Source organism: Rhodococcus sp. IC4_135 (genome assembly GCF_011602025.1).
Classification (GTDB): Bacteria; Actinomycetota; Actinomycetes; order Mycobacteriales; family Mycobacteriaceae; genus Rhodococcus_F; species Rhodococcus_F baikonurensis.
Genome location: NZ_JAAOLG010000007.1, coordinates 252,304 through 277,875 on the forward strand (window position 1 = coordinate 252,304; position 25,572 = coordinate 277,875).

The window sequence follows — 25,572 nt, forward strand, 5'->3', positions numbered from 1 at the left end:
ACACAGTTCTGCTCACGACCGTTGGCGATCGCAACATCGGATTACCTCGCGGAACCGCAGACCAAACCACATTTTTGTTCGGAACACCGAAACGAATGGTCGCAACGCACTTGTGACGTCCGTCATGCTGGCGTACTGTTTCAAACCGAGGTTGAGCACACAGCCGATGAGGGATTTATCCGTATTTCTGGAGACCCGTTCATCGTGCGTCTCCTTCGGAGGTCCCTTCTCTTTTGCAGAGTGTAAACCGTTGCGGGATGGGAGAACCATGACTGTTGTTCCAGGATCATCAATTTCAGGCTTTACGAACGCGGCGAAGGGATCGGTAGATTACGGACCTCCCGCGACCGGGACAGCGACCGCATCGTTTCACGCGCACCGCATCAGTGCACACACCGCTGTGATCCAAGTTCGTGGCGAGATCGATCTGATGAGCGCCAATGCTTTTCGTGACTTCTTGACGTACCACGTGGCCGCGGACCGGACGCTGGTGGTCGATCTCTCCGAACTCGAATTCATGGGGACATGCGGCTTGTCCGTGCTGTCGGTCCTGTCGACGCGATCGCGCGACGTTGGCGGCACACTGGCGCTCGTCTGCGCCCGCCCGGTGCAAAGGCTGCTCAAAGCAGCTGGTCAGGAGTCGATGTTTGCCTGCTACGAGTCTTTGGATCACGCGATCGGCCTGGAAGAGACTCGACGTTTCCCGGCTTGAACCCGCGGTTTCACCCACAGTTTCGTGAAATCAGCTTCGTGAATTCGGTTTCGTAGAGCCCGTCAGTGTCAGTGCACTTCACTTCGGTGAGTGCCCTTGTGCTGGCGGGCTCTCGGCGGTGCTGTGACGCAACGGCCGTAGGTGCGGACCACTTCGGTGGCGACGTGATCCCACGAATACGATTCGCAGGCGCGAGCCCGGCTCTGCCGTGCAAACGCTGCACCTTCGTCCTCGTCGTCGAGAAGATGACGGACTGCACGCGCGGTTTCCACCGGATTGTTGACCGGGACCCGGCGCCCCGTGAGTCCGTCGATCACGGTATCCCGCAGTCCGCCAACAGGAGTCGCGACAACCGGAACGCCACATGCCATCGCTTCCAGAGCCGCGATTCCGAACGGTTCGTATCTGGGGGTGCACACGAGGGCGTCGGCCGATCGCATCAGTTTGGGTAATTGGCGGTGCGGCACCCGTCCCAATAATTGGACTCGATCGGCGACGCCGAGACGCTCGGCGAGCTTGACCAAGCGGATCGCCACCTCGTCGGTGCTCAGTTGTGCGACGGGTGGCCCGCCGATCACCACCAACTCCGTATCCGGCAGCGAAGCCAGCGCGGCGACGGCAACATCGAAGCCCTTCTGCTCCACCAGCCTTCCGACGCAGATCAATCGGTGCGGTGCGTTCTTCTTCGCGGCGGGGCCCTCCGGGGTGAACGCGTCGGTGTCGACACCCGACGGCACCATCGTTGTCCGCGATCGCGGTGAGCCTTGCCGGACCAGATCGAAGATTTCGTCGGAACTCGTCGCGATGACATGGGTTGCGCCCCTGGCGATCAACGGTTCCAGGTGAGTCCGTTCCGAGGGGCTGTCATCGGCTGCGCCGAGATGGCGATGCGCCGCAGATCCGAGGGAATGGAAAGTCTGCAGTACGGGGATGCCGAGCGAGCGCGTCGCGAGTTCCGTTGCCACACCTGACATCCAGAAGTGCGAGTGCACTACATCGGGCCGGTCGGTACTCCACTGAGCGCGCAGAATGCTGGCGAAGGTTCCCAGGTGGGGGAGGATGTCGGCGTCCGGGAGCGCCTGCGTCGGGCCGGCCTCGAGGTAGTCGACGGAGTACCCGGCGCGGGCGCGAACGCGGTCCGGCCCTCCGACGTGTGCCCGTCTGGTGAAGACGGTGACGTCGTGTCCGGCTCGCACCAGGGCCGCGGACAGTTCGTCGACGTGCAGGTTCTGTGCACCGGCTGCCGAGCAGCCCACCGGTGCGAGTGGATCGGCGTTCACCGACACCATGGAGATCTTCAGCATTCGTCCGGGAGCCATAGCGGGCGAGTACTTCATCGGGTCCCCTCTCCACTTGATCGGTTCGTCTGGGGATACCCGGAGTCCGTGATCTGAACCGGGTTTCGACGTGGTCAGCGGTGGGCACATTCCAAACACGATGGCGAGGAGTGAGGTTCGATGACAGAACAAATGCTGGTCGACGCAACCGTCGGACTCGGGTTCGAGCGGTACGTACAACGGGTGGCGGTCGGCGTTGGGGCCGGCATCGAGCAGTGGTGTTGCAGGCGCGAGCACCCTCTGGAGGCCTACATCGCGTTGGACCGAACTGTGCCGCGTTTTCCAGGGCGTGAGGTGGCGTTGCTCTGGGAGGAGACATGCGGTTGGGCCCTGGCCGTGGAGACTCGTTCAGGGGAAGACCTCATCGTTCTCGGATATCTGGGCGAACACGCTGTGCCGACCCCGGACGCCGTCGCCGACTTTGCCGCGACGCTGGGCACCCGCAGCCCGCACTGGGTCATGAACAGACCCCTGGCGGATTCGGACGAGACTGCGCGAGAACTGCGAAGCTACTCCGGAAGTGCTTACGCCTGAACAGTATTCAGTCCTTGTCCGCTCAGTTGACCACGTCCAGGATGGGATCGAGAACGGGAGTTGCTGCAGCCTCGACGGCCGGATCGTCCATCAGTTTGAAGACGATGTGACCGCCGAGCGCACCACCGACACCGACCGCAGCGAGTCCCAGCACCGAGAAAACACGTGCCAGTGCGAGCGAGTCCTTTCCGCGTAGCCGGTATGACGCGGCAAACGACCAGATGCCCACGGCATTCGACGCTGCGTGCACCAGGCCCACACGACGGGCGACGTCGCCGCGTTCGGACCAGTCCAGCCAGCCGGTCAGCAGAACCGGCGGCGTCGAGATCAATCCGAGGCCGATCAATCGTCGTGCGGTCTTCGGATCGCGGAGCACGGTGTCGAAGATCAGCGAAGCTGTCCATGCGCCTGCCGGAACGGCCACGAGAGCGGGGTGGAGGGGATGCCCGACGGCGGCGCCGCGCAGAAGCGCTGCGACAGTGCGCGATCTGTCGGATCTCTCGGTGATCTCGAGGATTCTGCGCCGAAGGCCAGTGGACGGACCGTCCAGTCCGCGAGCGGATTCGATTCCGCGGTAAAGAGTTCCGATGTCCATGTAATTCGGCTACCCGGCGTAGACGTCGGGAAACCTCGCGACGGGAGTGTCTTGTCGACCGTCATGCTCCGGCGTACGGTCGAAACGAAAGAGATCCGACCGGAGGAGCGAAAGATGAAGCTCAATCTCTTTGCAGCGTGGGCGTCGTATTTCCTGGTGCTGGCCACAGTTGTCTGTCTCGGCAGCTTTCTCGTGGCCGCCGGTTCAGGGCACGGTGGTTGGGCGTTGATTGCCGGGCTCGCCGGTGTCGCGTCCATCGGACTGGCGGTTGCCCTGTACACCAGCACCGTTCATCACGACCACAAAGTGCACCGCGAATCCCCACACCTGTTCTGATCAGGACTGCTTCTGATCAGGACTGTGTGAGTCGCGCCTTCTCCGCCTCGATGTCGAAGTTGGCAGGCGGCCAGTCGAGATCGAGCTTTTCCAGAGCGTCGATCAGTAGCTCCGTGACCGCAATTCGGCTGTACCACTTCCGATCACACGGCACGACGTACCATGGAGCATGTTCGGTCGACGTCTTGTCGAGCATCGCCTGATATGCCTGCTGGTAAGCCGGCCACAATCCGCGCTCTGTCACGTCACCGGGGTTGTACTTCCAGTACTTGTCCGGGCGGTCGAGACGCTCTTCGAGTCGCTTCTTCTGCTCGTCGAGCGAGACGAACATCGCCACCTTGACGATGGTGGTTCCGGCGTCGACGAGTTCTTTCTCGAACTGGTTGATCTCGTCGTAGCGCTTGCTCCAGACATCCTCGGGGACAAGATCGTGGACGCGCACGACCAGGACGTCCTCGTAGTGGGAGCGATCGAACACGCCGAGATAGCCGCCGCGGGGGAGTTCCTTCTTGATCCGCCAGAGGTAGTGGTGTTGCTTTTCCTCTTCGGTCGGCACGCCGAATGCCGCGTGCTGAACTCCCGAAGGATCCACGTGACCGATCACGTGTCGGACCATGCCGCCCTTGCCGGCGGTGTCCATGCCTTGCAGGACCAGCAGGATCGAACGGCTGTCTCCGGACCTGCCGTTGGCGTACAGCAACTCCTGCAGGTCGGACAGAACCGCGCCGCGCTCCTCGAGCAGACGCTCGCCGTCAGCTTTGTTTCCGGTGAATCCCGGAGTGCTGTTGCGATCGAGTTGATCGAGTTCGAACCCGGGCTCTGCCCGCAGAGTCTTGGCGGCCGGTGTTTCCCACAGCGAGTCTTGTGCCATGCCGAAAGAGTGCCACAGGATCGACCCCTGTGGCTCGAAAGTTCGGTCTCGGGCGAGTCAGTCCTCGGCGGGCTTGACGAGCGGATGCGGTACCGATTTGAACTTGGCCGGTGATCCGTTGACCGCCGCGATGCCGGTGATGCCGCCCCACGTCATCATCGTGAGGTAGTCGATCAACGATTCTGCGGACATCGACTTGTTGGAGATCCACCAGTGCGTCGCAAGCTGAATTCCGCCGACGATCCCGAACGCCCACGGCAGGGAACCGCCGGAATCCATCTCCATCTCGCGAAGACGATTGCCCAGCACCGTGGAAAGCAATTCGGCGATCATGCGCTCGGAATCGGCAACGACGTCGCGGTTGGCGCCTGCGCCGTTGGCCATGACGTAGAGATAGATGTCCGGGTCGGATGCCACCGTCTCGACGTACGCGGTGATGCTGGCCTGGGTGAGTTCGAAATCGTCGAGATCGCCGCTGATCGCTTCGTAGATACGCGGCGACAGGATGGTTTCGACGTACCGCATCATCGTGGCGGTGGTGAGGTCGCTCTTGTCGGCGAAGTACCGGTAGAGCACGGTCTTGGAGACACCGATCTCGGACGCGATCTCGTCCATGCCGATCTCGCGGCCGCGCGCCCGAATAGCGGCGATGGTGCCGTCGACGAGTTCCTCGCGGCGAGCGATTTTGTGTTCGCGCCACCGACGCTTGCGACCGTCGGATTTCTCGGGCTTCGCATCAGCAACGACTGGGCCGTCTACCTGCTCGTTGTCCTGCACGGCATTCTTGGCCACGAGTCATCTCATATCTGTGGTGCGAGCCACGTCCGATCGGTCTACTTTCCGGTCCAGCTTAATGTCCGTGCCTTTATCTCGGGCACTCACATCGGCAGTTCGGGGGATTAGGTCCTGCGGAATCAGACATCGTGTCACTCGCGCTACGCCGAGTCACACCTTTCGGCACAATGGCGAGGGTGCAGCAACTGAGCCTCTCCGCCTTCGACGACGCCGCCAAGCGTCGGGACCTTCGCAAGATGAAGGTCTTCGCCACTGGCCTTCTGGGCTTCGCGACGGTGGTCTACATCTTCTGTCGGTGGCAGGAATCCCGCGGTGCCGGAGAGTGGGTCGGCTACGTCCGCGCCGCGTCCGAGGCCGGCATGGTCGGCGCCCTGGCCGACTGGTTTGCCGTCACCGCGCTCTTCCGTCATCCGATGGGACTCCCCATCCCGCATACCGCCATCATCAAGCGAAAGAAGGACCAACTCGGCGCCAGTCTGAGTTCGTTCGTCGGCCAGAACTTCCTGGCTCCCGAAGTTGTGTCGGCCAAGGTGCAGCAGGCGCAGATTCCGCTCCGCCTCGGTACGTGGATGGCCGAACCTGCCAATGCCGCTCGCGTCGCCGCCGAGACGTCGACGGTCTTGCGCGGCATGGTCGAGGTTCTTCGCGACGAGGACATCGCCCAGATCATCGACAACACGATCGTGAAGCGGTTGGCCGAGCCCATGTGGGGACCGCCGATCGGCCGAGTGCTCGGTGAGCTTCTCAAGGACAACAAGCAACTTCCGATCATCGAGCTTCTGGCCGAGCGGGCGCATCAGTGGGCTCTGGGCAGCCAGGAGACGATCGACCGTGTGATCGTGCGCGATTCGCCGGCGTGGTCGCCGAAGTTCGTCGACGCGATGCTGGGGGAGAAGATCTACAAGGAACTCGTCGAGTTCACCTGGAAGGTCCGTTCCAATCCCGAGCACGAGGTGCGCCTCGCCGCCAATCGCTTCCTGATCGACTTCGCCGATGATCTTCAGAACGATCCGGAGACCATCAAGAAGGCCGAGGGGATCAAGGCCGAGATCATGGGGCGCGAGGAAGTGACTGGCCTGGCGTCGTCGACGTGGCAGGTCGCCAAGCGCCTCATCATGGAGTCGGTCGACGATCCGAACAGCACCCTGCGGACCAAGGTCGCCGAGAACGTGGCCGGCTTCGGAATCAGGTTGCGTGACGACGAGTCGATGCGTGAGAAGGTCGACGGCTGGCTGGTGCAGGGCACCAAGTACATCGCGGAGAACTACACCGACGAGATCACCGGGGTCATCAGTGACACGGTCGAGCGATGGGATGCCGACGAAGCGAGCCAGAAGATCGAGCTGCAGGTCGGTCGAGATCTTCAGTTCATCCGTATCAACGGCACCGTTGTCGGCTCGATTGCCGGGCTGCTGATCTACACGATTTCGACGCTCGTCTTCGGCTGAGCTGTCCGGTATGTGACGTCCACCACGAGTGCTAGCAGTAGTGCTTGCAATAGTTAGCACCCTCTCCTATCCTGGGAAATGTCCACTGGAAAGGGAGGACGCAATGCCAGCGAAGTCGACGAACTCCGATGACGGAGATCGTGAATCATCCGGTGCCGCAGCCGGAGCAAGCGACTTGGCAGCTCGCGTCGTCAGCTCTGCGGCACACGACATCGGGGGGTTCATTCGTGCACAGCGGGAAGCCGCCCAAGTTTCGATGCGCCAACTCGCTCAACTCGCCGGCGTCAGCAATCCGTATCTGAGTCAGATCGAACGCGGATTGCGCAAACCGTCGGCAGACGTACTGGCGCAAATTGCCAAGGGCCTTCGAGTCTCATCGGAAGTCCTGTACGTCCAAGCGGGATATCTCGAACAACGCCCGCACAGTCCCATCAGGGACGCGGTGTTGGCCGAGACGGCCATCAACGAACGGCAGAAGCAAGTACTGCTCGAAATCTACGACTCGTTCTGTCGCGAGAACGAGTCGTCGAGACCAGCCGCAGCGCCCGATTTCGCCGAATCGGCCGCAATTCCAGACACCGAGACTTCACTAGGAGAACAAGATGACTGACAAGAACGCCATCGACAGCGTCAAGACCTCGCTCTACGCCGCCGTCGGCGCAGGCGACCTGGTTGTCCAGGCCGTAGCCGACGTCGTTGCTCAGGTTCGTGAGCGCGCCGAGAACACGCAGGGCGACGTCAACGGCCGTGTCGACGGTGCCCGCGAGAAGCTCGCTTCCGTTCAGGGTGACGTTGCCGAAAGCGTCGAGGCACTGCGCGAGCGTCTCGCCGGCCTGCCGTCCGAGCTGCCCGAAGAGCTTGCCGAGCTGCGCGAGAAGTTCTCACCCGAGGAGCTCCGCAAGGTCGCCGAGGCATACCTCAAGGTTGCCGGCGATCTGTACAACTCCCTCGCAGAGCGCGGCGAAGACGCAGTCGAGCGCATCCGCAAGCAGCCCGCAGTCGAAGAAGGCATCGCTGCTGCGGAGTCGGCACTCGGCGACGCCGTCGAGCTGACCGAAGACGCACTCGGAACCGTTGCTCGTCAGACTCGTGCCGTGGGCGAGCAGGCTGCCAAGCTGGCCGGCCGCGCCGCCGGACGCATCTCCGACACCGCAGAAGAGGTCGGCGAGAAGATCGCTGACGCCGGCGAGAAGATCGCCGACGCAGGCGACGAGGCTGCACTGAAGGTTCTCGACCTCGGTGACCAGGCCGACGAGGCTTCCAAGGAAGCTGCCGCTCGCGTGACCGCTGCTGCCTCCGACGTGCAGGAGCGCGCAACCACCGCAGCCAAGAAGGCTGCTCCGGCCAAGGCTGCTCCCGCGAAGGCTGCTCCGGCCAAGGCCACCGCTGCTGCTCCGGCCAAGAAGGCTGCTCCGGCTAAGAAGGCCTGATTTGCCCAGCTCCACCTGACGAAGGCTCCCGCGCTCAGCCGAGTGTGGGAGCCTTCGTGTTCGTCGGGAACCGGATGAGAACTTAGGATGTAGTTGTGGTCGTAGCTGTGGATGGCATAGTCGAACTGATATTCCGTGGTCTGCAACTTGTTGCGCTGGCTGGAGCAGTGTTTGCAATCGTGCACGTCGTCAGGCAACGGCCGGACGCATTCACCGCAGTCAACAAGTTGACGAAACCTATCTGGCTCGGAATCCTGATTGCCTCAGGATTGGCACTGCTCTATTTCCTCCCGGTCGACATACCGGGACTGATCGCGGTGGTTGCGGTGTGCGTGTATCTCGTCGACGTCCGCCCCCGCGTTGACGACATCCAGCACGGCGGTTCTCGCTGGTAGTACCGCGGTTCTGCTCATCCTGTGACGCCGTTTCCGGCCATCGTGTGTTGCCCCACTCTTTCGCTCCAACTCTGACAACAGGCGTTGTTCGAGTGATAGTGTCGGTTAACGGCAGTCACACATAGATTGCATCCGTCTGTCGTCAGCAGCAGTCAGGGGTAAATGCATGTCCAGTCGTTCGCGCACCACAGAGCTTCGAGTACTGGCAGGCGCCGTCGGAGTGGGAGCACTCGTCGCGGCGGTCGCGGGAATCCGTCATCGGCGATCCACCCGCGGGTTGACTCTTTCGAGCGACGTCGAGCCCAACGCACTCCTGAAGACTCCGACGCTCAAAGCTGATATCAGCGAACTGACCACCGACGACGGTGCGATCATCAATGTCCGGGCTTACGGTCCCGTCGACGGCGATCCGATCGTTCTCAGTCACGGCTGGACGTGCTCAACCGAATTCTGGTACCCGCAGGTCAATGCGCTTGCCGGCGAATATCGCGTCATCACCTACGATCAGCGCGGTCACGGACGCAGTACCGTCGGTAATCTTCCCCTCGGCCCGGACGTCCTTGCCGACGACCTCTCTGCCGTGCTGGCAGCGACGGTTCGCGAGGACAAGAAGGCGGTCATCGTCGGTCACAGCATGGGCGGGATGAGCATCATCGCCTGGGCTGGTCGTCACCCCGACGAAGTCAAGAAGTACGCGTCGGCGGTCATGCTCGCGAGTACGGCGAGTGAAAGGTTGATCGCCGAGACCACGGTCATCCCACTGCCCAATCGTTTTCCTCGGGTTCCGGTCCCCGTGGGCCGCGCCATCCTCAGCTCGCCCGTTCCATTTGTCTCCTCGGGCGCCATGACGAAGGCGATCCAGTACGTCTCGATGTCACCGAACGCGACCAAGGCCGAGATTCAGTTCTGCGAGAACATCGTTCGTGAGTGCAAGCCCCGCATCCGTGGTGGTTGGGGAGCAGCGCTGAGCACCCTCGACATTCACGAGGGACTCGACAATCTCGAAGTACCGACCACCGTGCTCGTCGGTTCGCTCGATCGGCTCACTCCGCCGGTCCATGCGCGCAAGCTTGCGCAGGTCCTCGACGACGCCGGCAACCTCGAACGGTTGATCGTGTTGCCGGGCGTCGGTCACATGTCGTCGATCGAGAACATCGACGAGTTCGACAAGGAAATCGTGCGACTACGCAATCTCTAGCGCGCGGTGATTCCGAAGCGGCGTAGTTCGAGGGCAGGATTCTTCGTCCGGACCTCCGCGATTCGTTCGAGGGAGACGGTTGCAGTCGCGATACCCACGCGTTCTCCCAGCGATGCGACGATGACGCCCATCGGATCCACGATCATGCTCGCACCCGATCCCGCCGGCGCGCTCTGGTCGGCCGCTGCGACGTAGATCGTGTTCTCGATCGCGCGGGCGCGGACGAGAGTGGTCCAGTGATCTTCCTTCAACGGGCCGGGCACCCACTCCGCCGGGAGGAGTAGAACGTCGGCGCCTGCATCGACGATCCGTCGTGTCGTTTCCGGGAAGCGAAGGTCGTAGCAAGTCTGAAGACCGAACCGGACGTCTTCCACGACAAAGGTTTCGGGGTCTTGAATCTCACCGGCACGGACGACGTCCGATTCCTTGTAACCGAAAGCGTCATACAGGTGCAGCTTGCGGTAGATCGCAACGACACCGAGTTTCGGGGCCAGGGCGACCAAGGTGTTCGAGATCTTGTCGGAGCCCGTTACTGCCTCGTTGATCCCGGCGACTATGTGAATGCCGAGAGTTGTCGCGAGGTCTGCCAGCGCTGAGACGAATTTGCCGTCGAGCGACTCGGCGGTCAAGACGAAACGTGAATCCATGCTCGGAGCCGTGAACATCGCGTACTCGGGAGCGACCACGATGCGAGCGCCGGATTCCGCAGCTTCGCTTGCCAGTTTCGTGAGCTGCTCGAGATTCGCCTGCTTGTCGAGTCCTGGGGCGTACTGTGCGATCGCTACGTCGACCATGTGGTTGTGCCTTTCTGGGCTTGGGGCGCCGGCATTCTCTCGATCTTGCCGAGCACCACGGTGTAACAGAAGATTCCGCCGATGAGTACCGCACCGGTCGCGATGAACGCGCCGGCGAACGAACCGGTGGCGTCGACCACCATGCCGGTCACGATGGGCGCCGCGATTCCGAGCAGATTCGCCACGAAATTGACGATGCCGCCGAGCGACCCGGTGTATCCCTCCGGCGCGATGAGCGCCACGATGGACGAACCTGCGGGGACCGACACTGCCAGTCCTGCTGCTCCGATCGAGAGGAAGATCAGGGCGACTGCGATCGAGCCCGCGTATGCCGCTCCCGTGACTGCAAGTGATGCGAGGAGGCTGACCACGAGGACCGTACGGCGGACTTTGGTGACGTCACCCGTTTTCGCCAACCACCTGTCCATGAGAATGCCGGCGATGAGGAACTGTGCGATCACGGCAACGAGCCACGGGATCATCGTGTAGATGCCGCCCTTGAGGAGGTTGACCCCGAAGCTCTTCTCCAAGTAGGCGGGGAGCCAGGTCAAGAGCACGTAATACGCGTACGTGTAGGACGCGTACCCGAGTGCAAGTCCCCAAGTCTTGCGTCGCCGCAGGAGGTAGCCCAGGCCGTTGAGCGAACCGCTGGTTTCTGCGTCCTCGTCCTCGGCGCCGCCCTCGCGTATGTAATCGAACTCCGCTTGGCTCAGCCGACCCTTGGCGAGTGCCTCCTTGGGCGTCAGATACAGCAGCCACCAAATCGCGAGGTAGGCCACCGAGAGAATGCCAGTGAAGATGAAGGCCGCGTGCCAGCTGAATGTCGTGACCAGGAACGCCATGATCGGGATGCCGATGACGTTCGAGATCTTTGCGCAGCCGTCGAAGATGGACGTCGCGGTCCCGCGCTCCTGCTTGGGGAACCATTGGCCGATTGCTTTCCAGCCGGCCGGGACAGTAGGGGCTTCGCCGACCCCGAGGACGAGTCGGGCGACCAGGAGCATTCCCAATCCACCTGCCGCGGCCGAGGCGAACGACGCCACGGCCCAAAGAAACGCGGCAGCTCGATTGACCCACCGCACGCCGATGCGGTCGATGAACGAACCGATCGGCATCTGGAGCATGGCGTATGTCCACAAGAATGCGGACGAGACCATGCCCATTTGCGAAGCGCTGATGTCGAAGTCGCGCATGATCTCCGGTGCAGCGATGGAGAGGTTCACGCGGTCGATGTAGTTGACGAACATGCCGACACCGAGAACTCCGGCGATACCCCAACGGGCACGGCCGATCTTCGGCGGGACGGCCGTCTTCATCGGTGAAGAGCCGGGTTCCGAGGTTTGCGTTGTCATCGAGACTCCCGAATCCGAGTGATCTGATCGAGCGGTCCGGCGAAGCCGGCAGCGAGGGCACCGTGCTGCATGATCAATGCCATCTGATCAGCGCCGTGTCGAACGGCAAATTCTTTCTCTTCCACGCTCCACGCCGGCAGTACCCACGGCTTGCCCGCTTCGGCCGCCGCTGCGGCAACGATAGCGAGGTCGGCAAAGTCGCCGTCTGTGCGTGTGTATGCACCGCGTTCTCGGCGCAGCGAAAGATCGGACGGGCCCACGAAGACGCCGTCGACGGTGTCGAGCGCCAAGATGTCCGTGATGTTCTCGATTGCGCCGGCATCCTCGATCATCGGGTAGCAACGAGTGAAGGTGTCCTGGCGACGGACCCAGTCGTCGGTGAAACCGCCGTAGTTGGTCGTGCGGCCGCCCGCGAAACTGCGGTCGCCGAGTGGTGGGAATTTGGCGAATGCAGTGACTTCCTTTGCATGGGAAGCATTTTCGATGTGCGGAATGACAACGGCGGTAGCGCCGAAGTCGAGAGCCTGCTGAATCGGTCCGCGCTCGGGTCCGAGGACTTTCGCGAGAACCTCCATGTCCAGGCCGCGAAGGAAGGGGATGAATCGCTCGAGGTCGGCAAGGTCGAACGACCCGTGTTCGATGTCGAGGATCACCGCGCCGTAGCCGAGTCCACGCGCGATTTCTGCTGCGGCAAAGCTCGGATCGGACAGCCAGATCGCGTGACGGCGGTCGGCGGGAGTGCTGAACATGCTGGTGGGCTCCTTGGCAGTTGGGATTCTACGACTGATCGGATCGGTGTGACGACCCGCACAACTGTCGTATACGTCATGTATACACAGAGAATACTTGGTGTGTCCAGAGTCGGTATGATGAATTTGTTACAAGTTCGTCAACCCGGCGGACGCCAGTGCGAAGGGATTGTGATGTCGACACCGGCAACTGCCGACCCGTCAGCGACCCAGGGGCCGGCACGTGACCGCGTCTACGTCTGGTTGCGGGACGAGATCATTCGTGGATCGATCGAAGGCGGACGATTCCTGGACGAGCTGTGGGTCTCCGGAACTATGGGGGTCTCCCGTACACCGGTCAGAGAGGCATTCCATCGGCTCGCCGCCGAAAAGTTCATCACCCTCCTGCCGCGCAAGGGCGCGCAGGTACGAACGGTGACCGCCCGAGAGCTCGAAGAGGTCTACCAGAGCCGACAACTGATCGAGGGTCACGCGGTGACAGTGCTGTGTGCCCGGGGCTTCGGCGCGCCGACATCGATGATCGAGCTGATCGAACCGATGGAAGCCGCAGGGCGCGAACGCGATTGGTTCGAGGTTTCCGGTCTCGACCGGCAGTTTCATCTTGCGATGGTCAGAGCTGCACAGAACTCGGTACTGACCGAACTCTACGAGTCGCTCCGGTCACGGCAACAGAGAGTTGCGGTGCGCGCCCTGAACGTGGGACCGCACCGCCTGGACACGATCAATGCGCAGCATCGTGCCTTGGTTGCGGCGCTGGACGAATCCGATGCCGACAAGGCCCTCGAAATTCTGGCCGCACACCTCCTGCCGGTACCGGAGGTCCTTGCCCTCTTGCCTGCCGATCAGCCTTAGCTGAACACGACCGTTTTGCGCCCGTGGACCAGAACCCGATCCTCGAGGTGCCAGCGCAGTCCGCGTGAGAGCACGAGCTTTTCGATGTCTCGACCCTGCCGGACCATGTCGGCGACATCGTCGGCGTGGTCGACGCGGATCACGTCCTGCTCGATGATCGGACCGGCATCGAGTTCGGCGGTCACGTAGTGGCAGGTGGCGCCGATCAACTTCACGCCGCGGGCGAACGCCTGGTGATAGGGGCGGGCACCGATGAACGACGGCAAGAAGCTGTGGTGGATGTTGATCGCGCGTCCGGCCCAGTGCTCGCACAGTGATTCCGGCAGCACTTGCATGAAGCGCGCAAGAACGACGGCGTCGGGGTTGTGAGCGTCGACCAGGGCGCGAACCTTCTCGAAGGACGGTCCGCGTTCGGCCGGGTCCTTGGCGAACGGAACGTGGTGGAAGTCGATCCCGTGGCGCTCGGTGACACTACGCAGATCTTCGTGGTTTCCGATGACGGCGCTGATTTCTGCCGGAAGTTCTCCGCCCGCGGCACGGCCCAGGAGGTCATGCAGGCAGTGGCCTTCCTTGCTCACGAGCAACACGATCTTCTTGGGTGCGCCGGAGTCGTGAAGAGTCCACTCGGTTTCCGGACCGATCTCGGCCGCAACAGCTTTGAACCGTTCACGAAGTTCGTCGATGCTCATGCTCACAGACGACGCACGGACCGCCTGACGCGTGAAGAACCATCCGGTGTCGGCATCGGCGTGATACGCGGCCTCCACGATCCATCCACCGACATCGGTGAGAAAGGTCGAGATGCGTGCGACGATGCCCGTGGTGTCGGGGCAGCCGAGGGACAGAACATAGCGACGATCATCGATCGAAGGTGCAGCGGTCATGCGGCCTAGTCTCTCAGGTGCGGCTGCAGCGACGGTCGCGTGGTGGTGTGCCAAGCTTTCCAACATGTCTGAAGCTGCACTCACTCGTTCCCAGGTTGCCGCGATGGTGGACCACACTCTCCTCAAACCCGAAGCCACCGCGGCCGATGTGACCGCCCTGATCGACGAGGCGCGTAGCCTCGGTGTGCTGGCTGTCTGCGTCTCGCCGTCGATGTTGCCGATTCGCGCCGACGGACTGGTGACGGCGGCCGTCGTCGGATTCCCGTCGGGGAAGCATCATTCACTGGTCAAGGGTGCCGAGGCGCGACTGGCCGTCGATCAGGGCGCAGCCGAGATCGACATGGTCATCGACGTGGGAGCGGCGGTCGCGGGCGACTACAGCGCTGTGCTCGCAGACATCCTCACCGTCCGTGAGGCGATGGGGGAGAGTGCGATCCTCAAGGTGATCCTCGAAACCGCAGCGCTGTCCGACGAGGCAATCGTCGAATGCTGCCGCGCAGCCGTGCGCGCCGGGGCGAACTTCGTCAAGACCTCCACCGGATTCCACCCTGCAGGTGGGGCAACCGTCGAGGCCGTCAGACTGATGGCGCAGACCGTCGGCTCGGGCGTGGGAGTCAAGGCCAGTGGCGGAATACGTACGACGCAGGCCGCACTCGACATGATTGCGGCCGGCGCCACCCGCCTCGGATTGTCCGGAACCCGAGCAGTATTGGACGGTCTGACCGACTAGGTCAGCAGGCCGCAGCTGTCCGGCACCGCCGAGGTGTTCTGGTTGTTCGCGTCGGCGACAGGCATGGCGTAAGCGCCGCCCTCCAGTGAGATCTGGATCGCGTCGTCGGTGACGGTCAGCTTCGTGGGCTTCATGTCCAGCGGGTACGTTTGCAGGCTGTCGGTGAGTGTCTGAACGATGCCGTCGACCAGGTCGGTCGGCAGACCCAATCCGAGAATCTCGGCGCCGACGGTCTGAACGTCGACCACGCCGTTGGTGACGGTGGGCTTGACTGTCAGCTTCGCGAGCCCGACCGGTCCGACGTCGAACGCGAGTGTTCCGGCGCTCGAGTCGGCGGTGACGCCGGAGACGAGGCCACCGAAGGTCTGCTCCTGCAAGGTGGCGAGAATGCCTGCGGTAGACCAGGTGACGTCGGCGCTGGAGCTGCCGATGGTGCCGCTGTTACCCGCCGAAGGCTGCAAGTTGATGTCGTTCACCTTCGCGTGAACCTGCATTCCCGTTGCGGGGCCGAACGAAGAGTCGTCACTGTCGATGCTGATGTACGGCACCTTCTTGTCGACTGCCTGCAGGAGTACGGGCTTCCAGCTCAACCCGACGTCGACCTGGGATCCCAGTTCGCTCTGGAACTGATCGGCCATGCAGGCCTTCACCTGGTTGCGTACGTACAGTTCTCCACCGACGAGTGCCGCGACGAGTACGGCGATCACCACGAGAAGGATGATGAGCACTCGGTTGCGCGGACGAGGGTTGTTCGCTGCGACAGTCATTCGCCAGATTCTTCCCGACGAGTCTGAACGAACTCTGTGAATACGCACTTCCTCATTTCTGTGATGCGCGACACAGTCGCCCGTAGTCTGTTCGAAACGGCGTTTTCGACGGTCACCGGAGGTGGTCATGGCTTCGGACTACGAGTCACTCGAGCTGCTGGCGCTGCGACAGTGCGGATTTGTCACGGCTCTCCAGGCATCGGAACTGGGTTTCGGTCTGGCGTTGATGGAAGAAATGACGGAATCCGGAACATGGACATGTGAGTGCCGTGGACTCTTTCGTCTCGAACGCGTCAGGCATACCGCCTTGGACGAGTTCGCGAAGTGGTGCACGTGGTTCGCCGGTAGTGCCACCGTCTCGCATTACAGCGCCGCTGACCTCCATGGCCTCGGGCACCTGCAACCTCGTTTCATTCACCTCTCGATAGCTCACCCTCTCGCGGCGCCCACCCGTCAGGTGGCACTGCACCGACTGCCGCTTGCGGACGACGAGTGCGAACAGATCGGACCCATCCGCATCACCACGCCTTTGCGTACCGTGCACGACCTCGCTTCGGGTGGAATCTCTCAAGTCCTGCTCAATGAGGTAGTCGCCGATGCCGTAGCGATAGGCCGACTCGACGCGCACGAGTTGTATCTCTCGTGTGAGAACGCGAGTGTCGACGTTGCCGTTCGGGTGGAGTTGGCGCTTGCCGCAAGCCTGTAGTCGAGAGAGATCTTCGAGGCTCCTGCGACCTTCTGGCATCACGCCCGAAATCGAATATGACGCCGATATCAGAGATTGGTAATTCGCTATTTTCGGGCGAACATTGTGTCTTTAGCGCAGGTAAGAATGCATCCGAATGGGCGGTTCGGGACGTTCAGTCCACTGTTGCTGCAGTTCGGCGATGTCGCCGATGAACTAAATCTGCGAAAAGCGTAGTTACTTTACAGTCAATGGGATAACGTCACGGCATCGAAAGCAGACGGACGCTTGTCCTGGACGCCTGTCTGCCCCCGTTTGTCGAGAGGGATGTGGATGTCCGTGAGTGGTGTTCGTCGCGTTGTCGGTGGTTTGAGTGTGTTTGCTGTTGCTGCGGGGTTTGCGGTGGTTGCGGGTGCTGGGGTTGCTGGTGCGGCTCCGGTGACGGCGGAGTTCAATTCGAGTGGTTACAAGATCACACGAACGATCAGTAACGCGACGCCGTCGGAAGGTGATGTGATCACCTCTACGACAGTGTTCAAGCGGACCGACTTTGTGGTCAATTACCTCTACGCGGTTCGGGATTTTCATCCGTCGTGCATGACGTATGTCGAGGGCTCGGCGAAGGTGAACGGGAAGGCCTATTCCCCGGAAACACCGGTGAGCGCTGATTCTGTGCGTGTGAGCGCGAGCATCACGGATTGGCCGTTGTATCAGAACAATACGAAGTCGTTCGAGTTTCAGTATCGAGTCGGCGCAGGGTGTGAGCGCGGGACCGATCTGGCAAGCACAGTGCATTTCGACGGTTCGGCTTGGGTGAACGACACGACAAATGGTCGTGGTCCTTCGGTCAAGGTTCAGAAGAACGTCTCGACGACGACATTGGCTGGGGTCGGTGGCGCTCAGGTGGGGCAGTCTGTTGCGCTGAGTGCGACGGTGACCGGTGGTGCCGACGGTGATCAGGTGGAGTTCTTCGACGCCGGTTCCAAGATCGGTGCGGGCACTCTTGCCAATGGTGTTGCAACACTTGCCTGGACGCCGACCACCCGTGGAGACCACTCGATCACAGCGAAGTTCGCCGACACGGCGCGCGCAGTCGGTTCCGCTTCGGCACCGGTGAACGTGAGCGTTTCGCAGGCCGATGCTCAGTCCAGCACGACTCTGGCGCCGATCTCGGGCGCGCAGGTCGGCAAGTCGACCACTCTCAAAGCGACTGTGTCCGCGTCGGGTACCGGTGGAACGGTCACGTTCAAGGTCGGCGGAGCGGTGCTCGCTTCGGTGCCGGTGGCGGGCAACGGTGAAGCGACCTACGCCTGGGTTCCGACGGTTGCCGGTGCGCAGACCCTCGAGGCCGTATTCGCCGGTCGATCCGGCGTCACCGGATCGAGCACCACCGCGAATGTGACAGTTGCCGAACAGCCCGCCGGAACAACAAGCTCCACAACAGATCTCAGCGTAGTAGCGGGGCAGGTCGGCGTTGCACAGACGATCTCCGCTCAGATCAGTCCTGCAAATGCCGGTGGCACAGTCACCTTCAAAGACGGTGAGTCGGTCATCGGCACGGCGACGGTCGACTCCTCCGGAAAAGCCAGCATCTCGTGGAAGCCGTCAACTCAGGGGCAGCGAATTGTCGCGGCGGAGTACTCGGGCGCCGGCACGGTGACGGCATCCTCCGATCAGGTCTCCGTCCAGATCGCCGCACCGGTCGACGGTGAAGAACCAGGAAACGGCACCGGTTCGCTCGGCAGCCTCGGCAACATCTTCGGCTCCTAGCAATCGATACCCGGTGATGCCCCGCCCGCTTCAGGTGGTGGGGCATCACCCATATCCCTCACTTCTCGAGAAGGAAAATCTATGTCTGTAGGTTCTGCACGTCGTGCAGTTGCAGGTTTGAGTGTGTTTGCTGTTTCTGCGGGTTTTGCCGTGGTTGCGGGTGTCGGTATCGCAGGCGCTGCACCAGAGACACCAGGTTCGTTGACGTGGAATGCGAACAACTACGAATACACGCGGACCATCAGCAATGTGACTCCGTCCGAGGGTGAGACGATCACCGTGAAGACTGTGTTCAAGCGAAAAAACATCGTCGTGGATTACCTGTACGCGATCAAGGATGTTCATCCGACGTGTCTGACGTACGTCGAGGGTTCGGCAAAGGTGAACGGTTCGGCGCGGGGTGTCGAGTCCAAGGGCGCTGATTTTGTTCGTGTGAAGGGGTCACTGACAGAGTGGCCGCTGTATAACAACGACTCGAAGACTTTCGAGTTCAAGTACACGGTGGGCGCCGATTGCGCGCGGGACGTGCCGTTGGATACCTCGGTGCACTACAACGCATCGGTGACGAGTTCAGATTTCCAGAACAAGGGCCCGGCGGTGACGGTGTCGAAGAACGTGTCGACGACGGCACTTGCGCCCGTCGGTGGCGCTCAGGTGGGGCAGTCTGTTGCGCTGAGCGCGACGGTGACCGGTGGTGCCGACGGTGATTCGGTGGAGTTCTTCGACGGTGCCACCAAGATCGGTGCGGGCGCTCTTGCCAATGGTGTTGCAACACTTGCCTGGACAGCTGCTGACGTCCGGACGCACAGCGTGACGGCCAAATATCTCGGTAATGCCAAAGTAGCGACCTCCACGTCGTCGGCAATCGACGTCGTCGTGTCCGAAGCCGACAAGAACACCGCCACCACGATTACCGGTCCCGCGAGTGCGGTCGCAGGTGAGTCCGTAACCCTCGAAGCTTCGGTCTCTCCTGTCCCGGCGGGTGGAACGGTGCAGTTCAAGGACGGTGCAACCGACCTCGGCGGCGCTGTTGCGGTCGACGCCAACGGCAAGGCGTCACTGGCGAATTCCTATGCAGAAGGCGCACATTCGATCGTGGCGGTGTACTCCGGTTCCGGCGTCTACCAAACCTCGACGTCAGCGCCGCATGCTTTGACGGTCGCTCCGGTGGTGGTCGAGGAGAACACCACGACCACTCTCGTCGGTCCGTCGACCGCTTCGACCGGAGAGGCATTGTCGTTCACTGCCTCGGTCTCTACCGGTGCTGCAGGTGGCACCGTGCAGTTCAAGGAAGGTGGCAGGGATCTGGGCCCCTCGGTTCCAGTGGACGCCGCGGGTAAGGCGACAACCATGCCGACCTTCAACGTGGCGGGCGAGTACAGCATCACCGCAGTATTCTCGGGTTCGGGCAACTACCTGGGGTCGACGTCGAACACCCAGACTGTGAACGTCAAGGCGCCGGCTCCCACCGACCAGCAGACCGAGACGGTCTTGACCGTTCCGGCGGATGCGAAAACCGGTACGGCAGTGGGTCTCTCCGTGACGGTCACGCCGTCGCCGGTGGGTGGCACGGTGCAGTTCAAGGACGGCTCGGGCAATCTCGGCTCGGCGGTGCCGGTCGTCGACGGCAAAGCGTCGATCATGCACGAGTTCGCGAGCGTTGGCACTCACGACATCACGGCGGTGTACTCGGGTGCAGCAGGATTCCTCACCTCTACCTCGGCCGCGCAAACGGTTTCGGTCACAGCTCCGGCCGCGGAGGATCAGGAAACGTCCATCACCGTGAGCGCTCCGACGTCAGCGGTCAAGGGCGCGAAGGTCGATCTTGTTGCGGCAGTTGTTCCTACGCTCAGTGCGGGAACGGTCCAGTTCATGGACGGAACCACCCCGATCGGCGGACCGGTTGCGGTAGTGAACGGCAAGGCCACGCTCTCGCATACCTTCACCGAACTCGGTGATCGCCGAATCACCGCGGTGTTCAGCGGAACCGACGGCTACCTCGGTTCCGAGACCCAGACTGCAGTCACCGTCAAGGTCACGGCAGCGTCCGACGGCGGAGAGCCCGGCAACGGCGGCAGTTCGACCGGTTCGCTCGGAAGCCTGGAAAACATCTTCGGGTCCTAGCCCGACGCTTGCACGAAGACGCCCCGCCGCGGAGAGAACCTCCGCGGCGGGGCGTTTCACGTCGGCGACTTCAGGGGTTCGGCGCCACCACATGCCAGGGCACCGTCAAGATGCAGTCGCGAAGGCGACGTCGCGCCGGCTGAACGGGAATTCCCTGCGCCCGAAGAATCTCCAAGGCAGCGGCCCAGCGGTGGCGAGGGCCGAAGGAGGCGTGCGGCGCGGCAGTTGCCCAGGCTCGATCGGCGGCGCTGAGCAGTGCATGGATCGGCTCGCCCGGAACGTTGCGGTGGATGAGGGCCTTCGGGAGACGTTCCGCGATGTCGGAAGGGCGATCGATGTCGAAGGGATCCCATGCCAGTGTCAGGGTCAAGGGACGATCGGCGTCGAGAAGCACCCAGGCGCAACGTCTCCCGAGTTCGTCGCAGGTTCCGTCGAGTAGCAGTCCGCCTGGTGCGAGGCCGGACTGGATGTGCGACCAGGCCGAACCCACGGCGTCCTCCGGGTACTGCCGGAGCACGTTGAAGGCGCGTACGAAAACGGGTGTGAGACCGGCCAGTTCGAATCCACCACGGGCGAAGCTGACACCGTCACGACTCTCGACCACGCGGGCAGGGTCGATCTCGAGCCCGATGACGCGTCGATCCCGCCGGACAGCGGTGAGGCGGCTTGCCATCTCGAAGGTGGTGTCCGGCCTCGCTCCGTATCCGAGGTCGACGATCAACGGATCGGCCGCGTTGTTCAGGGCATGCGCAATCGTCCGGTTGTGGACTATCCACCGGTCACTACGGCGTAGTCGGTTGATCCCCGTCGTGCCACGGGTGATGACCCCCTCGATCTTCGGGGGTGGAGCCTTCTTCACGACGGCTTCAGCGAGCGGCGAGCCAGGTCGCCGTGACCTGAGCTTCGGTGCGGAACAGATCGACGAGGTTGATGAGCATGAGCTGTTCCAACTTCGCGCCGATGAACGGTATGAATACCTTGGCCTCGGACGTGGTTCGTAGCGTGGACCCGGTATCGGTGGCGAACAACTCCATGGTTCCGGACAGACTTCCCGGACCGGCCGGGATCGAAGCCTCGTATGTGCCGGTCACGGTGTCACCGAAGGCGCCGTACGACTCCTTACGGGTGATGACCAGGTCCTTCTTCATCACAGTCTGTGCGATGTCCGGCAAATCGGTACGCGGAAGAATGTGGTGGAGCACGAGATCGATTCCGGAATCGGTGACCTCGAAATGTTCGACATGGTTCTCGGAATGCTTGCGCATCTCGTCGACGCGGGCCTCCCAGTACGAGCGGTCCGCCAGCGCCGCGTAGACCTGCTCGGGGGAGTGCTGATAGCGGGCGGAGTAGTCGATGCGGCGAGCCATGATCGGAAAGAATACCGGTTACGCGTTGTGACAAGGCAAATTGGCTGTATCGACAAACTCTCGCCGCCCGCAGCGAATTACTTCGCGATCCACTCCCGGGTGAAGTCCTGCTCGGCCTGGATGAGCCGGACAACCTCGTCGACAATCGCGCTTTCGATCTTTCCGCCGAGGAACGGGATCTTGACCTCGACCTCACCGTCGATCTCGAGAGTGGCGGAGTTCTCGTCACCCGTCAGGACCTGAGTGCCCTCGATACGCGCGGGAACGCCGTCGACGTGGGCGGAGAAGGTGCCAGTGGCCTTGCCGTCCTTGAACGGCGCCATCGTTTCGCTGCGTTTGATGACGATGTCGCCGTTGACAACCTTCGACACCATGCTCGGGAGATGTTCGGCGGCAATGATCTGCGACATCGTGACCGCGACGGTCTCGTCGCGCACGGTCAGCTCTTCGATCGTTGCGCCGGGACCGCCGACAGCGACGATTCGGTCGCGCCAGTACTGCTCGGAGGTCACCGCCTCATGGACCTTCTCGGCGGGGACTGTGTACTTCGACGAATGCTCGATGCGACGGCTCACGATTGTGGAGGCTACCGTTTATCGATGTGTGGGACGTAACCATTGGCAGACGCGTCGTGGAATCAGGCGCTTTCGTGTCCGAGAACGTTGACTTGTCGGGATTGACGACGCTCCGAATCGGGGGACCGGCGCGGCTGCTCGCCGAATGCCCGACGACGCAGTCGTTGATCGACGTCGTGACGCTGCTCGATCGCGAGCAGATCCCGACGCTGATTCTCGCCGGCGGGTCCAATCTCGTGATCTCCGACGCGGGATTCGACGGAGTTGTCGTTCGTGTGGCCAACACCACCGTGAGCCTCGACACGGACCGCGTCGTCGCCGAAGCGGGCGCAGTGTGGGACGAAGTAGTCGGCCAATCCGTCGCCGCGGAACTGGGCGGCCTCGAATGTCTGTCCGGGATTCCGGGCTCGACCGGTGCGACGCCGGTGCAGAACGTCGGCGCGTACGGCGTCGAGGTTGGCTCGCGGCTCCGGCAGGTTCAATTGCTCGACCGACGCAGCGGGGAAGTGTCGTGGGTCGAACCGTCGACACTCGAATTGGGTTATCGGTCGAGCGTTCTCAAGCATTCGGATGCAGCACTGGTTCTGGCCGTCGAATTCGACGCGTCGACCGACGGGTTGAGCGCCCCGCTCGCGTACCGCGAACTGTTCACTGCACTCGGCGCCGAGGAAGGCGCGCGGTTGCCTGCGTCGCAGGTCCGCGAGGCAGTTCTGGGGTTGCGGACCGGTAAGGCGATGGTCCTCGATCCGTTCGACCACGACACCTGGAGCGCGGGTTCCTTCTTCACCAACCCCGTGGTGCCGGAGGCGGAGCTGCCTGCTGTGCTCGGGGCCATCACCGAACAGCTCGGAGACGTCACCGTGCCACAGTTCCCCGGCAGTGGTGGAACCAAGCTCTCGGCCGGATGGTTGATCGAACGGGCCGGATTCTCGAAGGGTTATCCCGGCGAAGATGCACCGGCCAGGCTGTCGACCAAACACACCTTGGCGTTGACCAACAGAGGGTCCGCAACAAGTGCGGATGTGGTCTCGCTCGCGCAGACAGTGCGCGACGGCGTCGAGGCCGCGTTCGGCGTCCGGCTGGAACCGGAACCGGTAACTGTGGGCTGCACCATCTGATTCCTGACAGAGCCCGCAGGTAGCCTGTTGAAGTGCATGAGCTGGGTGGTCGGAGAAGTCGTTCGCGTCTTATTGCGTTGGTAGCTGTATTACTCGCTGTGATGGTGGCCGTAGTCGGCTGCACGATCGGCGGCAAGGACGGACAGGGCGGCGCGGCCGCCGCCGAACCAGCCCCGGTCGCGACCGTGGTGTCGACGCCCGCACCAGGCACCAAAGACGTCAGCCCGGTAGCTCCCGTCTCGGTAGCGGTGACCCAGGGGACACTGTCGGACGTCAATCTCAGCAACGCGGCCGGTAAGGCCGTCGCCGGGCAACTGTCGCCTGACAAGACAACATTCACCGTCAGTGAGGCACTCGGCTACGGCACCACGTATTCGTGGTCGGGTTCGGCAACCGGAACCGACGGCAAAGCGGTGCCGGTGCAGGGGAGCTTCACGACGGTTGCCCCGGAGTCGACCACCGGCGCCACCCTCAACATCGCCGACGGCCAGGAAGTTGGTATCGCGGCACCGATCACGTTGCAGTTCGACAACTCCGTCGTCGACAAGGCGGCCGTCGAGAAGGCGCTTGTCGTGACCACCGTGCCGCCCACCGCCGGATCGTGGGCATGGCTGGCCGACGACAACGGCGGATCACGGGCCCATTGGCGTCCGGCCGATTACTGGGTGCCGGGCACAACTGTCCATCTGGACGCCAAGCTCTACGGCCTGAACTACGGCGGTGGCGCCTTCGGTGACCAGGATCTCACGCTCGACTTCACGATCGGTCGTAGCCAGATCGTCAAGGCGAACGCGCCGAGCCACCGCATGCAGGTGGTGCGCGACGGTCAGACGATCATGGACATTCCCGTCAGCTACGGCGAGGGAAACGAACCTCGAAACGTCACGCGCAGCGGCATTCACATGGTGACGGAGAAGTACGAAGACTTCATGATGTCCAATCCGCCGTTCTACGAGAACGTGCGTGAGCGTTGGGCGGTGCGCATCTCCAACAACGGCGAATTCATCCACGCCAATCCTGAAACCACCGGGGTGCAGGGCTCGTCGAACGTCACGAACGGTTGCATCAATCTGTCGACGTCCGACGCGCAGGAGTACTTCGGAACGGCCCTCTACGGTGACCCCGTCGAGGTGACCGGCACGTCGATCGACCTGTCTCCTGCGGACGGCGACATCTACGACTGGGCGATCGATCTGCCGACCTGGAAGTCGATGTCTGCACTGGCTTAGATTTCTCCTGCTGTGAACCGAGAAATCGGTGGACGAAGGGAACCGTCCGTGCTCTGCATCCGTCAGTACAGGTAAGTGCTGTCGGCTCGGGGAGTCTGACGGGGATCTTCGACTTCAGGGGGACAGCGGTGGGCATTCCATTTCTGGAAGACGTGCTGGGAAGGATCTCCGAAGCGACGCGGGCCGTGCCTCCCGGCGTGGCGGCATTGCCGGTTGTCGGCACTCCCATCGCGAGCGCAATCGCTACATCTGCTCTGGTTCAATCCGTGACCGACGACCGCGGAGCGTTCGACGACGAGATGGCTGCTGCGACTGCTGACGCCGATGCGGAGCGCGCACGGGCCTGGGGCGAGCGCGATGCCCTCTCCGCTCAGACCTCGTCGCTGCAGTACAGCGAACATGCAATCGTGGACGACGATCCGTTCGACGCGATGTCGCACTCCGAAATCTTCGATCACGTCAACGAGATGGATCCGGCAACCCTGAGCGCAATCGGCGAGGCCTGGAAGGCAATTGCCGGTCGGGTGGAAGCCGGCATCGGGAAGTTCCGGAGCGATGTGAACGGCGCGATCACCGAAGGCTGGCAGGGGCGGGGCGGCTCGGCGGCGTTGGAAGCCGTGCTGGCCTACTCGGCAGATGCGGGTGAGCTGAAGGTGCGGGTCGACCTGATCTCGAACAAGATCGAGGAGGCGAAGATCGCACTCCACGAGGCCAAACGCTCGATTCCGGCACCCGACAGCGCCTCGACGGTCGAGATGATCCTCAGCATGGTTCCCGGGGCTACGTGGAAGCAGGCCCAATACGAAGCGGAAGAAGCCGAACGTCAAGCGCGTCAGGTGATGAAGGACGTGTATCTGCCGTACATGAAGCGTGCGGACGACCAGGTGCCCATCCTCCCGGCCGCGTTCAATCCGGTCACCGGCAG

General features: G+C 62.5%; 27 protein-coding genes and 1 pseudogene. 16 read left to right on the forward strand and 12 right to left on the reverse strand.

Annotation, left to right across the window (positions count from 1 at the left end):
• The first annotated feature begins 268 nt into the window (after window positions 1-268).
• Window positions 269-712: an STAS domain-containing protein gene (locus G8767_RS36350; RefSeq protein ID WP_256278388.1), complete on the forward strand. Its 444-nt coding sequence runs from the start codon at window positions 269-271 to the stop codon at window positions 710-712.
• A 68-nt stretch (window positions 713-780) separates the two neighbouring features.
• On the opposite strand, the gene G8767_RS15975 is transcribed toward G8767_RS36350, so the two are convergent.
• Entirely contained in the window at window positions 781-2,049 is a 1,269-nt protein-coding gene (locus G8767_RS15975) for a glycosyltransferase (RefSeq protein WP_095970490.1), read from the reverse strand.
• A 120-nt stretch (window positions 2,050-2,169) separates the two neighbouring features.
• Between G8767_RS15975 and G8767_RS15980 the strand changes: the two genes are divergently transcribed.
• Window positions 2,170-2,583 carry a DUF6292 family protein gene (locus G8767_RS15980; protein WP_003941464.1) on the forward strand — a complete coding sequence of 138 codons (414 nt, stop codon included), beginning with the start codon at window positions 2,170-2,172 and terminating at the stop codon, window positions 2,581-2,583.
• A 22-nt stretch (window positions 2,584-2,605) separates the two neighbouring features.
• Here G8767_RS15980 and G8767_RS15985 read toward each other — a convergent pair whose 3' ends face one another.
• Entirely contained in the window at window positions 2,606-3,178 is a 573-nt protein-coding gene (locus G8767_RS15985; RefSeq protein ID WP_124567904.1) for a DUF2231 domain-containing protein, read from the reverse strand.
• Between the two features lie 114 nt (window positions 3,179-3,292).
• Between G8767_RS15985 and G8767_RS15990 the strand changes: the two genes are divergently transcribed.
• Window positions 3,293-3,514, forward strand: a complete 222-nt coding sequence (locus tag G8767_RS15990; RefSeq protein ID WP_020968904.1) for a hypothetical protein — start codon at window positions 3,293-3,295, stop codon at window positions 3,512-3,514.
• A 16-nt stretch (window positions 3,515-3,530) separates the two neighbouring features.
• Here G8767_RS15990 and G8767_RS15995 read toward each other — a convergent pair whose 3' ends face one another.
• Together G8767_RS15995 and G8767_RS16000 are read right to left on the reverse strand one after the other, a co-directional pair.
• Window positions 3,531-4,385: a polyphosphate kinase 2 family protein gene (locus tag G8767_RS15995; protein ID WP_166810666.1), complete on the reverse strand. Its 855-nt coding sequence runs from the start codon at window positions 4,383-4,385 to the stop codon at window positions 3,531-3,533.
• A gap of 57 nt (window positions 4,386-4,442) precedes the next feature.
• Entirely contained in the window at window positions 4,443-5,162 is a 720-nt protein-coding gene (locus G8767_RS16000; protein ID WP_020906745.1) for a TetR/AcrR family transcriptional regulator, read from the reverse strand.
• 185 nt (window positions 5,163-5,347) lie between these two features.
• On the opposite strand from G8767_RS16000, the gene G8767_RS16005 reads away from it, so the two are divergent.
• The 5 genes from G8767_RS16005 (at window position 5,348) to G8767_RS16025 (ending at window position 9,651) form a co-directional block, all read left to right on the forward strand.
• Window positions 5,348-6,628 (forward strand): DUF445 domain-containing protein, encoded by a 1,281-nt coding sequence (locus G8767_RS16005; protein ID WP_124567914.1) that lies wholly within the window; start codon window positions 5,348-5,350, stop codon window positions 6,626-6,628.
• A 103-nt stretch (window positions 6,629-6,731) separates the two neighbouring features.
• A complete protein-coding gene (locus tag G8767_RS16010; protein WP_003941483.1) occupies window positions 6,732-7,238 on the forward strand; it encodes a helix-turn-helix transcriptional regulator in 507 nt (168 codons plus the stop codon).
• Window positions 7,231-8,058 carry a heparin-binding hemagglutinin gene (locus G8767_RS16015; RefSeq protein ID WP_124567906.1) on the forward strand — a complete coding sequence of 276 codons (828 nt, stop codon included), beginning with the start codon at window positions 7,231-7,233 and terminating at the stop codon, window positions 8,056-8,058. Before G8767_RS16010 ends, G8767_RS16015 begins: the two co-directional genes overlap by 8 nt.
• Window positions 8,059-8,153: 95 nt before the next feature.
• The gene (locus G8767_RS16020) at window positions 8,154-8,453 is read left to right on the forward strand and encodes a DUF2516 family protein (RefSeq protein WP_166810667.1); all 300 of its coding nucleotides are present in this window, start codon (window positions 8,154-8,156) and stop codon (window positions 8,451-8,453) included.
• 166 nt (window positions 8,454-8,619) lie between these two features.
• Window positions 8,620-9,651: an alpha/beta hydrolase gene (locus G8767_RS16025; protein WP_021333908.1), complete on the forward strand. Its 1,032-nt coding sequence runs from the start codon at window positions 8,620-8,622 to the stop codon at window positions 9,649-9,651.
• Here G8767_RS16025 and G8767_RS16030 read toward each other — a convergent pair.
• From G8767_RS16030 to G8767_RS16040, 3 genes are read right to left on the reverse strand one after another with little or no spacing between them, the layout of a single operon-like run.
• The gene (locus G8767_RS16030) at window positions 9,648-10,445 is read right to left on the reverse strand and encodes a carbon-nitrogen hydrolase family protein (RefSeq protein WP_046378192.1); all 798 of its coding nucleotides are present in this window, start codon (window positions 10,443-10,445) and stop codon (window positions 9,648-9,650) included. The genes G8767_RS16025 and G8767_RS16030 overlap by 4 nt on opposite strands.
• Entirely contained in the window at window positions 10,433-11,797 is a 1,365-nt protein-coding gene (locus tag G8767_RS16035; RefSeq protein WP_166810668.1) for an MFS transporter, read from the reverse strand. The genes G8767_RS16030 and G8767_RS16035 overlap by 13 nt, the downstream gene beginning before the upstream one ends.
• Window positions 11,794-12,546 (reverse strand): aldolase/citrate lyase family protein, encoded by a 753-nt coding sequence (locus G8767_RS16040; RefSeq protein ID WP_124567908.1) that lies wholly within the window; start codon window positions 12,544-12,546, stop codon window positions 11,794-11,796. Before G8767_RS16040 ends, G8767_RS16035 begins: the two co-directional genes overlap by 4 nt.
• A 174-nt stretch (window positions 12,547-12,720) precedes the next feature.
• On the opposite strand from G8767_RS16040, the gene G8767_RS16045 reads away from it, so the two are divergent.
• Entirely contained in the window at window positions 12,721-13,398 is a 678-nt protein-coding gene (locus G8767_RS16045; protein ID WP_240952331.1) for a GntR family transcriptional regulator, read from the forward strand.
• Here the strand turns inward: G8767_RS16045 and purU are convergent.
• Complete coding sequence (gene purU, locus G8767_RS16050) at window positions 13,395-14,282, reverse strand: formyltetrahydrofolate deformylase (RefSeq protein WP_003941509.1); 888 nt, start codon at window positions 14,280-14,282, stop codon at window positions 13,395-13,397. The genes G8767_RS16045 and purU overlap by 4 nt on opposite strands.
• A 64-nt stretch (window positions 14,283-14,346) precedes the next feature.
• Between purU and deoC the strand changes: the two genes are divergently transcribed.
• On the forward strand, window positions 14,347-15,012 hold the full coding sequence (gene deoC / locus G8767_RS16055; protein WP_166810669.1) for a deoxyribose-phosphate aldolase: 666 nt from the start codon (window positions 14,347-14,349) through the stop codon (window positions 15,010-15,012).
• Here deoC and G8767_RS16060 read toward each other — a convergent pair.
• Window positions 15,009-15,779 (reverse strand): DUF2993 domain-containing protein, encoded by a 771-nt coding sequence (locus tag G8767_RS16060; protein ID WP_166810670.1) that lies wholly within the window; start codon window positions 15,777-15,779, stop codon window positions 15,009-15,011. The genes deoC and G8767_RS16060 overlap by 4 nt on opposite strands.
• A gap of 127 nt (window positions 15,780-15,906) precedes the next feature.
• Between G8767_RS16060 and G8767_RS16065 the strand changes: the two genes are divergently transcribed.
• From G8767_RS16065 to G8767_RS16075, 3 genes are all read left to right on the forward strand, one after another.
• Window positions 15,907-16,485 carry a hypothetical protein gene (locus G8767_RS16065; protein ID WP_095970405.1) on the forward strand — a complete coding sequence of 193 codons (579 nt, stop codon included), beginning with the start codon at window positions 15,907-15,909 and terminating at the stop codon, window positions 16,483-16,485.
• 312 nt (window positions 16,486-16,797) lie between these two features.
• Window positions 16,798-18,234, forward strand: a complete 1,437-nt coding sequence (locus tag G8767_RS16070; protein ID WP_240952332.1) for an Ig-like domain-containing protein — start codon at window positions 16,798-16,800, stop codon at window positions 18,232-18,234.
• Between the two features lie 81 nt (window positions 18,235-18,315).
• Window positions 18,316-20,358, forward strand: a complete 2,043-nt coding sequence (locus tag G8767_RS16075) for an Ig-like domain-containing protein (protein WP_166810671.1) — start codon at window positions 18,316-18,318, stop codon at window positions 20,356-20,358.
• 70 nt (window positions 20,359-20,428) lie between these two features.
• On the opposite strand, the gene G8767_RS16080 is transcribed toward G8767_RS16075, so the two are convergent.
• From G8767_RS16080 to G8767_RS16090, 3 genes are all read right to left on the reverse strand, one after another.
• A complete protein-coding gene (locus tag G8767_RS16080) occupies window positions 20,429-21,217 on the reverse strand; it encodes an SAM-dependent methyltransferase (protein ID WP_095970402.1) in 789 nt (262 codons plus the stop codon).
• 7 nt (window positions 21,218-21,224) lie between these two features.
• Window positions 21,225-21,725, reverse strand: a complete 501-nt coding sequence (locus G8767_RS16085; protein ID WP_095970401.1) for a DUF2505 domain-containing protein — start codon at window positions 21,723-21,725, stop codon at window positions 21,225-21,227.
• A 77-nt stretch (window positions 21,726-21,802) separates the two neighbouring features.
• A complete protein-coding gene (locus G8767_RS16090; protein ID WP_095970400.1) occupies window positions 21,803-22,300 on the reverse strand; it encodes a DUF2505 domain-containing protein in 498 nt (165 codons plus the stop codon).
• Window positions 22,301-22,374: 74 nt separating this feature from the next.
• Between G8767_RS16090 and G8767_RS16095 the strand changes: the two genes are divergently transcribed.
• The 3 genes and pseudogenes from G8767_RS16095 to G8767_RS16105 form a co-directional block, all read left to right on the forward strand.
• Window positions 22,375-23,418 carry a UDP-N-acetylmuramate dehydrogenase gene (locus G8767_RS16095; RefSeq protein WP_095970488.1) on the forward strand — a complete coding sequence of 348 codons (1,044 nt, stop codon included), beginning with the start codon at window positions 22,375-22,377 and terminating at the stop codon, window positions 23,416-23,418.
• A 32-nt stretch (window positions 23,419-23,450) separates the two neighbouring features.
• Window positions 23,451-24,647, forward strand: a complete 1,197-nt coding sequence (locus tag G8767_RS16100; protein ID WP_166810672.1) for an Ig-like domain-containing protein — start codon at window positions 23,451-23,453, stop codon at window positions 24,645-24,647.
• A 128-nt stretch (window positions 24,648-24,775) separates the two neighbouring features.
• A pseudogene (locus G8767_RS16105) lies at window positions 24,776-25,572 on the forward strand (hypothetical protein); the annotation flags it as partial.